The sequence below is a fragment of the Pseudomonas sp. CFBP 8758 genome (assembly GCF_014841725.1).
Classification (GTDB): domain Bacteria; phylum Pseudomonadota; class Gammaproteobacteria; order Pseudomonadales; family Pseudomonadaceae; genus Aquipseudomonas; species Aquipseudomonas baltica.
In genome coordinates, this window is sequence record NZ_JACYUK010000006.1 from 415,233 (window position 1) to 424,763 (window position 9,531).

Annotated in this window: 9 protein-coding genes; 3 read left to right on the forward strand and 6 right to left on the reverse strand. The window is 60.3% G+C overall.

Going from position 1 to position 9,531, the window contains the following annotated elements; translation table 11 throughout:
• Positions 1 to 549 precede the first annotated feature (549 nt).
• Positions 550 to 2,214 (forward strand): 4Fe-4S dicluster domain-containing protein, encoded by a 1,665-nt coding sequence (locus tag IFT75_RS15950; RefSeq protein ID WP_192055617.1) that lies wholly within the window; start codon positions 550 to 552, stop codon positions 2,212 to 2,214.
• Between the two features lie 25 nt (positions 2,215 to 2,239).
• The gene (locus IFT75_RS15955) at positions 2,240 to 3,007 is read left to right on the forward strand and encodes an SDR family oxidoreductase (protein ID WP_192055619.1); all 768 of its coding nucleotides are present in this window, start codon (positions 2,240 to 2,242) and stop codon (positions 3,005 to 3,007) included.
• A gap of 5 nt (positions 3,008 to 3,012) precedes the next feature.
• Here the strand turns inward: IFT75_RS15955 and mrdA are convergent, their stop codons facing one another.
• The 6 genes from mrdA to IFT75_RS15985 form a co-directional block, all read right to left on the reverse strand.
• Entirely contained in the window at positions 3,013 to 4,905 is a 1,893-nt protein-coding gene (gene mrdA / locus IFT75_RS15960; RefSeq protein ID WP_192055621.1) for a penicillin-binding protein 2, read from the reverse strand.
• A 99-nt stretch (positions 4,906 to 5,004) separates the two neighbouring features.
• Positions 5,005 to 6,078, reverse strand: coding sequence for an AI-2E family transporter (locus IFT75_RS15965; protein ID WP_122477276.1), 1,074 nt, complete (start codon positions 6,076 to 6,078; stop codon positions 5,005 to 5,007).
• A 99-nt stretch (positions 6,079 to 6,177) separates the two neighbouring features.
• Entirely contained in the window at positions 6,178 to 7,494 is a 1,317-nt protein-coding gene (locus tag IFT75_RS15970; RefSeq protein WP_122477274.1) for an ATP-binding protein, read from the reverse strand.
• Positions 7,491 to 8,159: a response regulator transcription factor gene (locus tag IFT75_RS15975; RefSeq protein WP_122477273.1), complete on the reverse strand. Its 669-nt coding sequence runs from the start codon at positions 8,157 to 8,159 to the stop codon at positions 7,491 to 7,493. The genes IFT75_RS15970 and IFT75_RS15975 overlap by 4 nt, the downstream gene beginning before the upstream one ends.
• Positions 8,159 to 8,470, reverse strand: a complete 312-nt coding sequence (locus tag IFT75_RS15980) for a PepSY domain-containing protein (RefSeq protein WP_192055623.1) — start codon at positions 8,468 to 8,470, stop codon at positions 8,159 to 8,161. The genes IFT75_RS15975 and IFT75_RS15980 overlap by 1 nt, the downstream gene beginning before the upstream one ends.
• Positions 8,470 to 8,778: a PepSY domain-containing protein gene (locus IFT75_RS15985; RefSeq protein WP_122477270.1), complete on the reverse strand. Its 309-nt coding sequence runs from the start codon at positions 8,776 to 8,778 to the stop codon at positions 8,470 to 8,472. Before IFT75_RS15985 ends, IFT75_RS15980 begins: the two co-directional genes overlap by 1 nt.
• Before the next feature lie 234 nt (positions 8,779 to 9,012).
• Between IFT75_RS15985 and queD the strand changes: the two genes are divergently transcribed.
• Positions 9,013 to 9,369, forward strand: coding sequence for a 6-carboxytetrahydropterin synthase QueD (gene queD / locus IFT75_RS15990; RefSeq protein ID WP_122477268.1), 357 nt, complete (start codon positions 9,013 to 9,015; stop codon positions 9,367 to 9,369).
• The last annotated feature ends 162 nt before the right edge of the window (positions 9,370 to 9,531 follow it).

Below are 9,531 nucleotides of genomic sequence, written 5' to 3' on the forward strand. Positions count from 1 at the left end.
AAAAGAATGTCGCCCAGGCAGACCGGACGATGACGTGGGCGCAAGGGCACCATTGAAACGTTTGCAGCATTGCGTAGTGCTGGCAAAAACCTGATTTTTCAAGACCTTGACCAGCAAAACGGGGCAGCCTTCAACAAGTATGACGTGTAAACTCGACAGTGTGTGCGTCCGGCGCATGCGAGCGACCTGAATCGGAGTCGAGATTCGATGCAACCGGTACTGCGCGCAGGACCGGCACCGAACATGAAGCTGGCCGTATCTTGACCGCTGTGCCCTGACCGGTCAATACGCGGAACTCACCGGTCACGCCCCCTGGCCACCTTGATTTTACTGGGCTGCAGCGGATTCAAACAAACGTTTGTATTGGACCTGCCGAGTGGTGTAGATATACTGCCCACACGCACATCCTTGCCTGCGGCCGTCCAGAAGCGGTACCGCCCGCCGGAGTTACACCCCGCAACGTTGCGCACTACCGCTACACGCCGGATGACCGTTCCGGCAGCTTCACCCATTAGAAAGGCCTGATGAGCCCTCAGTAGGAGAGACCCCGTGGAACGCGAATACATGGAATTCGACGTCGTCGTCGTCGGCGCAGGCCCTGCCGGCCTGTCCGCTGCGTGCCGACTGAAGCAGAAAGCCGCCGACGCCGGGCAGGAAATCAGCGTCTGCGTGGTTGAGAAAGGCTCCGAGGTCGGTGCTCACATCCTCTCCGGTGCAGTCTTCGAACCACGGGCTCTCAGCGAATTGTTCCCGGACTGGAAAGCCCTGGGTGCACCGCTGAACACGCCGGTGACGCGCGACGATATCTTCATTCTGAAGAACGCCGAGAGCGGTTCCAAGATCCCCAATGCCTTCGTGCCCCAAACCATGCACAACGAGGGCAATTACATTATCTCCCTGGGCAATCTGTGCCGCTGGCTGGCTCAGCAGGCGGAAAACCTGGGCGTCGAGATCTATCCGGGGTTCGCTGCGCAGGAAGCATTGATCGACGAGAGCGGCGTGGTCCGCGGCATCATCACTGGTGACCTGGGCGTGGATCGCGAAGGCAAGCCCAAGGACGGCCTATACACCCCTGGCATGGAACTGCGTGGCAAATACACCCTGTTCGCCGAAGGCTGCCGGGGTCATATCGGCAAGCAACTGATCGAGCGTTTCAAACTCGACAGCGATGCCGACGCGCAGCATTACGGGATTGGCCTGAAGGAAATCTGGGACATCGACCCCGCCAAGCATCAGCCTGGCCTGGTCGTCCACACCGCCGGTTGGCCGCTGGACATCATGGGCACCGAGAACACCGGCGGCTCGTTCCTCTATCACCTGGAAAACAACCAGGTGGTGGTGGGCCTCATCGTCGACCTGTCCTACGCCAACCCGTTCCTCTCGCCTTTCGACGAGTTCCAGCGCCTCAAGCACCATCCGGTTCTCAAGCAGTACCTGGAAGGCGGCAAACGCGTCAGCTACGGCGCCCGCGCCATCTGCAAGGGCGGCTTCAACTCGCTGCCCAAGATGGTCTTCGCCGGCGGCGCCCTGATCGGCTGCGACCTGGGCACCATGAACTTCTCCAAGATCAAGGGCAGCCACACTGCCATGAAGTCCGGCATGCTCGCCGCCGAAGCGGTGGCCGATGCGCTGTTCAAGGGCTCGGAAGGCGGTGACGTACTCGACGGCTACGTGTCCGGTTTCAAGGCCAGCTGGCTGTACGAGGAGCTGTTCGCCAGCCGCAACTTCGGTGCCGCCATCCACAAGTGGGGAGCCATCGTCGGTGGTGCCTTCAACTTCGTCGATCAGAACCTGTTCAAGGGCAAGATCCCGTTCACCCTGCACGACGACAAGCCTGACTACGCCTGCATGAAGCTGGCAGCGGACAGCAAGCGCATCGAATACCCCCGGCCTGATGGCAAACTGAGCTTCGACAAGCTCAGTTCAGTGTTCATCTCCGGCACCAACCACGAAGAAGAACAGCCGTGCCATCTCAAGCTCAAGGACCCGAGCATTCCCATCGGCAAGAACCTGCCGCTGTACGATGAGCCCGCGCAACGCTATTGCCCGGCCGGCGTGTATGAGGTGATCACCCAGGAGGACGGCGCCAAGCGCTTCCAGATCAACGCGCAGAACTGCGTGCACTGCAAGACGTGCGACATCAAGGATCCATCCCAGAACATCGTCTGGGTGGCACCCGAGGGCGCGGGCGGGCCTACCTACCCGAACATGTGATCCTTAAGCCACGGCAGGAGCGGATATGCCCAAGACCACGATGTTCGACCTCGACGGCAAGATAGCGCTGGTCTCCGGCGCCAGCCGCGGGATAGGCGAAGCCATTGCCCGCTTGCTTGCACAGCAGGGCGCCCATGTCATCGTCGTCAGTCGCAAACTGGAAGGCTGTCAGCGCGTCGCCGACAGCATCAACGCCGGTGGCGACCGAGCCACTGCGATGGCCTGTCACATCGGCGAACCGGAGCAGATTCTGACGCTGTTCGCCGCTGTCCGGGCAACGTTCGGACGCCTGGACATTCTGGTCAACAACGCCGCCACCAACCCTCAGTTCGGCAGTGTGCTGGACGTCGATCTGGGCGCCTTCCAGAAAACCGTGGACGTCAATATCCGCGGCTATTTCTTCATGTCGGTGGAGGCCGGGAAATTGATGCGCGAACACGGCGGTGGCAGCATCATCAACGTGGCGTCCATCAATGGCGTGTCGCCCGGTATCTTCCAGGGCGTCTACTCCATGACCAAGGCTGCGGTGGTCAACATGACCAAGGCCTTCGCCAAGGAGTGCGCCGGCTTCGACATCCGCTGCAATGCCCTGCTGCCGGGGCTGACCGACACCCGCTTCGCATCAGCCCTGGTCGAGAACCAGGCCATCCTCAAGACGGCCCTGGCGCAGATCCCGCTCAAGCGTGTCGCCCAGCCGGAGGAAATGGCCGGGGCCGTGCTGTACCTGGCCAGCTCGGCTGCCAGCTACACCACGGGTACAGCGCTGAACGTGGACGGTGGTTTCCTCTGCTGAAACGGTCAGACCTTGGGGTCCGCGGGCGCCTTGGCCGGCGCCGCGTACTTGGGCTTCAGGTGACCTTCGCTGTCCAGTAGCCAGGCATCCATGATCTCGCGCACGACGGGACCGGCCACACGCCCGCCTGCTTCACCGTTCTCGATCATCACTGCCACCACGATCTTTGGCCGGTCGGCCGGCGCGAATCCCACGAACAAGGCGTTGTCGCGGTTGCGCTCGAGCGTTTTCAGCCGGTTGTAGCGTTCGCCCTGCTTGATCGCAACCACTTGCGCCGTACCCGACTTGCCGGCGATGCGATACTGCGCCCCGGCCGCCGCCTGACGGGCAATCCCGCGCGGATCGTGCATGACCAGCTGCATGCCGTGGTTGACCTGATCCCACTCGCGGTTGTCGCGCAGCACGATATTGGGGATCGGGTTGTCGTCCACCGGTACCTGGCCGCCCACCGTCTCGGCCAGGTGCGGTCGACGCCACACGCCCTTGCTGGCGATCAGCGTGGTGGCCTGGGCCAACTGCAACGGAGTGACCTGCATGTAGCCCTGGCCAATGCCGAGGATCAAGGTCTCGCCGGGGAACCATGCCTGACGCCGCGTGGCACGCTTCCATTGCTGGGACGGCATCAGCCCCGGCGCTTCCTCGAACATGTCCAGCGAGACCTTCTGGCCCAGGCCGAAGCGGGTCATGTAATCGTGCATGCGGTCCACGCCCAGCTTGTGTGCCAGATCGTAGAAGTAGGTGTCATTGGAGCGCATGATGGCCGCGTCCATGTCCACCCAGCCATCACCACTGCGGTTCCAGTTGCGGTACTTGTGGTCGTAGTTGGGCAGCTCGTAGTAGCCAGGATCGAACACACGTGTCTGCGGCGTGACCGCACCGCTATCGAGGCCGGCGATGGCAACTTCCGGCTTGATCGTCGAGCCGGGCGCGTACAAACCCCTGAGCACTCGATTGAACAACGGCCGGTCGATGGAATCGCGCAACGCCGCGTACTCCTTGAAGCTGATACCGGTCACGAACAGATTGGGGTCGAAGCTCGGCTTGCTGACCATGGCCAGCACATCGCCGGTTTCCGGGTCGATGCACACCACCGCCCCGCGGCGGTCGCCCAACGCCTTCTCGGCGGCTTCCTGCAGATGCACGTCGAGGCTGAGCACGATGTTCTTGCCCGGCACCGGGTCATGGTGGTTGAGCACCCGCATGACGCGCCCCTGGGCATTGGTCTCGACTTCCTCGTAACCCACCTGGCCATGCAGCTGGGTCTCGTAGAAGCGTTCCACACCGGTCTTGCCGACCGACTGGGTGCCGCGGTACTGCGTCTGATCCAGCGTCTTGGACTCTTTCTCGTTGATCCGCCCCACGTACCCCACAGAATGAGCAAAGTGCTCCTTGCGCGGGTATTCACGCACGAACTGAGGTTCCACATCGACGCCCGGCAGCAGGAATTGATTCACCGCAACCCGCGCAATCTGGTTCTCGCTCAACTCGTACATCAAGGTGACCGGTTCGAACGGATGGCGCACACGCTTCAAATCCTTGTCGAACTGTTTGCGCGCTTCATCGCCCAGTTCCAGCACCTTGGCCACTTCATCGAGCACCTGCGTAGTATTGCCCGCGCGCTCGCGTGTGAGAGTCAGGTTGAAGCTAGGTCGATTGTCGGCCAAGACCACGCCATTGCGATCGTAGATCACACCGCGTTCGGGCGGGATGGGCAGCACATGCACCCGGTTGTTCTCGGACACTGTGGAGTTGTAGGTGAACTCGATGACCTGCAGGAAGTACAGACGCCCGACCAGGGCGATGCTCAAGGCCAGCACCAGCAAGGCGCAAGCGATCAACCGACGGTTGACCAGACCTTGTTCCTTGCCATGATCTTTGAGAGGAATGGGCTGGGGCATGCGGACCGCTCTGAAAAAGCGCCGATGGTAACCAAGCAGGCCCCTGCTCTCAAGCGCCGACTCCCTCGGGCTGACCAAGGGAGTCGGACAGTGCAGATGTCAGGTGCGGTCCTGGGGCAGACGCACCTGGCGCTTGGTACTGACGAAGATCCCCCAGCTGGACATGAACAGCGCTGCAATCAACGGACCGATCACGAAACCGTTGAGCCCGAAGACTGCCAGGCCGCCCAGCGTCGAGACCAGGATCAGATAGTCCGGCATCTTGGTGTCCTTGCCCACCAGCAATGGGCGCAGCACGTTGTCGACCATGCCGATGACCAGAATGCCGAACAGCGTAAGCGTGACCCCCTGCCAGATGTAGCCGCTCAACAGGAAGTAGGCGGCCACCGGCGCCCAGACGATACCGGCTCCGACGGCAGGCAACAGCGACAGGAACGCCATGAGCACCGCCCACAGCAATGCGCTGGGAATGTCCAGGAACCAGAAGATCATCCCGCCGAGGGCACCCTGGGTGACCGCAACCAGCAGATTGCCTTTCACCGTGGCGCGAACCACACGGTTGAACTTGAGCTGCAAACGGCGCTTCTGCTGCTCGGCCAACGGGATAGCCGTGCGGATCTTGCGTGACAGTTCCGGGCCGTCACGCAGGAAGAAGAACAGCAGGTACAACATGATGCCGAAGCTGATCACGAAATCCAGCGTACCCTGGCCGAAGCTGAAGGCCTGCGTCGCGAAATACTGGCTGCCCTGCATCGCACCTTTGGCGACCTTGTCGCGCAGACCCTCCAGGTTGCCCATGCCCATGCGATCAAGCAGCTGTTGCCCGGAAGCCGGAAGCAGTTGCTTGAACTGATCGATATAACCCGCCACGTCGAGCTGGCCGTTCTCGATGTTCTTGTACAGCACTGCACCTTCCTGAACCAGCAAGGCACTGATGATGATCACCGGCAGGATGGCGATGATCAATGTGATGGTGAGGGTTATCAACGAACTGACGTTGCGACGCCGATTCAACTTCCTCATGACCAGTCGCTGCAACGGTGCAAATACGATACCCAGAATCACTGCCCAGAAGACCGCGCCGTAGTAAGGCAGAAGAATCCAGATGAAAGCGATGGTGACCAGGATCAACAGTAACAACAGCGTTTTGTTTTGCAGGTTGGTTTCGTTCATGTTCGATCCATGTCGATAAGCTACAGAGCCGTCATTCGGCTCTGTGACTTAGTCCTCCCAGCTGCGCGCGAGTTTAGTCATCGCCAAGATAAATCCGCGTCAGACGCGTTTATCCATTTCGATAGTGACGCGCAACCCACCCAAGGGGCTTTCCGACAGGCTCAGGCGAGCAGACCAGCTTTCGACGATGTCCCGTACGATCCCCAGACCCAGGCCGTGACCGTCGACCTGCTCATCAAGCCGAGAACCGCGATCCAACACCGCCTGGCGCGCATCCTCGGGGATACCCGGACCGTCATCGTCCACCCAGACGCTATACCCATGCTCGTGCTCGACGATCGTCAGGCAGACCTGCGCGTCAGCCCACTTGCAAGCGTTGTCGAGCAGGTTGCCGAGCAGTTCCAGCACGTCCTCCCGATCCCACGGCAAGCGAACATCCGCAGCCACCTCGTAACTCAGGCTCAAATGGCCGCCATGGATCATTTCCAGCGTGGCAAACAGACCTGGAATCTCGCCAGCGCAATCGAACTGGACACCCGGCAGCGCGTCGCCGGCCAGGCGCGCGCGGTTGAGTTCACGGCTGAGCCGCAGCTGGATGTGCTCCAACTGCTCACGCAGCAGGCGGCTGACTTCCGGCTGGTCCCGCAGCCGTTCACTGCTGGCCAGGCTCAGCAGCACGGCCATCGGCGTCTTCAGCGCGTGCCCCAGATTGCCCAGCGCGTTGCGCGAGCGCTTGAGGCTGTCCTCGGTGTGCAACAACAGGTGGTTGATCTGCGCGACCAGCGGCTCGAGTTCCACCGGTACTGCACTGTCCAGCTGCGAGCGCTGACCGAGCTGCAATTGCGCGATCTGTTCGCGCGTGCGCTCCAGTGGCTTGAGCGAACGCGTGACCGTGATGCGCTGCAGCACAAGTACCGCAATCAACGCAGCGAGGCCCATGCCCAGGCCAATCTGGCGTACCCGCTGAAAACTGGTGCGTACCGGCGTGTAGTCCTGGGCGACGATGATCGACAGTGGCTGCCCGAGCCGACGGTAATCGGCACGCAACACCAGCAGCAACTGACCCTCCGGGCCCAGCTTCAAACCCGAATACAGCCCTGACTGATCCGGTACGGGCAGCTCGAGATCCCATAGCGAACGCGAGCGCCAATGCCCATCGGGAAAGTCTATGCGGAAGTAGTGCCCCGAGAACGGCCGTTCGTAGGCGGGAGAAATACGGTGCTGATCCAACTGCAGACCTTGCGGCCCACGCTGCATCGCTACCAGAAGGTTCTCGCTTTCGTTGCGTAATCCGGCTTCGAGATAGCGCTGCAGGCCCATCTCGAACAACCACAGGCTCAATTGAGCGAGGACCAGGCCCACGATCACCAGAACACTGATCAACCCGACGCTCAATCGCGCCTGGATCGATCTCACTGCACGACTCCAGCGAAGCGGTAGCCCTGCCCTCGGCGGGTTTCGATCACACTGCGACCCAGTTTGCGCCGCAGATGGTTGACGTGAACTTCCAGCACATTGGAATCGCGCTCAGTCTCGCCGTCATACAAGTGCTCGGCCAGATGGCCTTTGGAAAGAATCTGCTCCGGATGCAGCATGAAGTAGCGCAGCAGGCGAAACTCGGCAGCCGTCAGCTGAATATCGACCCCGGCCTGCTGCACGCACTGGCGACCCTCATCCAGGTGCAGACCGGACGCTTCCAGGCGCGGCATGTTGGACAAGCCACGGGCGCGGCGCACCAGTGCCTGGGCACGCAACTGCAGCTCCTCAGGGTGGAAGGGCTTGGTCAGGTAATCGTCGGCCCCCGCTTTCAAGCCTTCGATCCGCTCCGCCCATGATCCCCTCGCGGTCAAAATCAGCACGGGGGTAGAGAGGTTTGCCGCTCGCCATTGGGCCAGCACCTCCAGCCCAGGCAGGCCAGGCAGTCCAAGATCGAGGATGATCAGATCATACGGCTCGGTCTGACCCTGATACACCGCATCTCGACCGTCCGCCAGCCAATCCACAGCGTATCCCTGGCGACTGAGGCTGGCGCTCAGCTCATCGGCCAGGGGGACGTTGTCTTCCACCAACAGCAAGCGCATCAGTCATCTTCCTCGTCTTTGAGCAAATCGCCTGTGGCCGCATCCAGCTTTATCTCGCGAACGACACCTGCCGTGGTCAGCAACTCGACCTCATACACCAGCTTCTGTTGCTTCTCTTCAAGCTCGGCTTCCAGCAGACGTGCCCCTGGGTAACGCGCCATGGCCTGACCGAGCAATTGTTCAAGAGGAAGGATTACACCTTCCTGTCTGAGTCGCAGCGCTTCATCCTGGTCCAGATCGCGAGCCACCGCCAATGAGCAGCACGCCAGCAGCCCGACCATCATTGCGCGACCCGCTGGCGATATGTTCATTAGGTGTCCTGATGGTCTTTGAGCACTTGGCCGGTGGTTGCATCAAGTTCCACATCCCACTCGACGCCTTTATTGTCGCGCAGCTCGACTTGATAGATGTATTTGCCGTATTCCTCTTCCAGCTCGGTCTCGTGGATGGTACCGCCTGGATGCTTGGCCAATGCTGCGGCATTGAGCTTTTCGAAGGACTGGATGGTACCAGCATCACGCAGGCGAAGCGCCTCGTCAGGTCCGAGATCTTTGGCCTGGGCACTGATGGCCACGAAACTCAGGGAAGAAGCGAGCAGCAGAGCAGTCAGAGTTTTCATTTGGTTCACCTTCGGTATGTGTGAGGTATATGGGGTTTACGAAAGACACAATACCGAAGGTGACTTAACTCAAACTTAATGGCACAACGCTAGCTTGTCGATGATGTCAGCGCTGTATTGCCCGTGCGCAATCTTGCTGGATCGATGCCGGCCCCATCTGCCCAAGCCCACTTACCGTGCAGCTTGGACACCTGATAAACTGCAGCACTGCCCCATCAACACATTGGAACAAACGTGGAAATTTTCAAGGAATTCACTTTCGAGTCTGCCCATCGGCTTCCTCATGTACCCGAGGGGCATAAATGCGGTCGCTTGCATGGCCATTCCTTCAAGGTCGCCGTCTATTTGAAAGGCGACGTTGATCCTCATACCGGCTGGATCCGTGACTTCTCCGAGATCAAGTCGATATTCAAGCCGCTTTACGAGCGCCTTGATCATAACTATCTCAACGACATCCCTGGCCTCGAAAATCCAACCAGCGAGGTCCTGGCGAAATGGATCTGGCACGAGCTCAAGCCGCTGTTACCCGAGCTCTCCAAGATCCGCATCCACGAAACCTGCACCAGTGGCTGCGAGTACACCGGCGACTGATATGCACGATAAAAAAAACCACCCGACCGGGTGGTTTTTTTTGGCTTGCCAGTTCTTTCGAGCGCATAGACAAAACCCCTACCTGCTCGCGCAGATAGGGGTTTCGGAATTGAATCTTGACGATGACCTACTCTCACATGGGGAAACCCCACACTACCATCG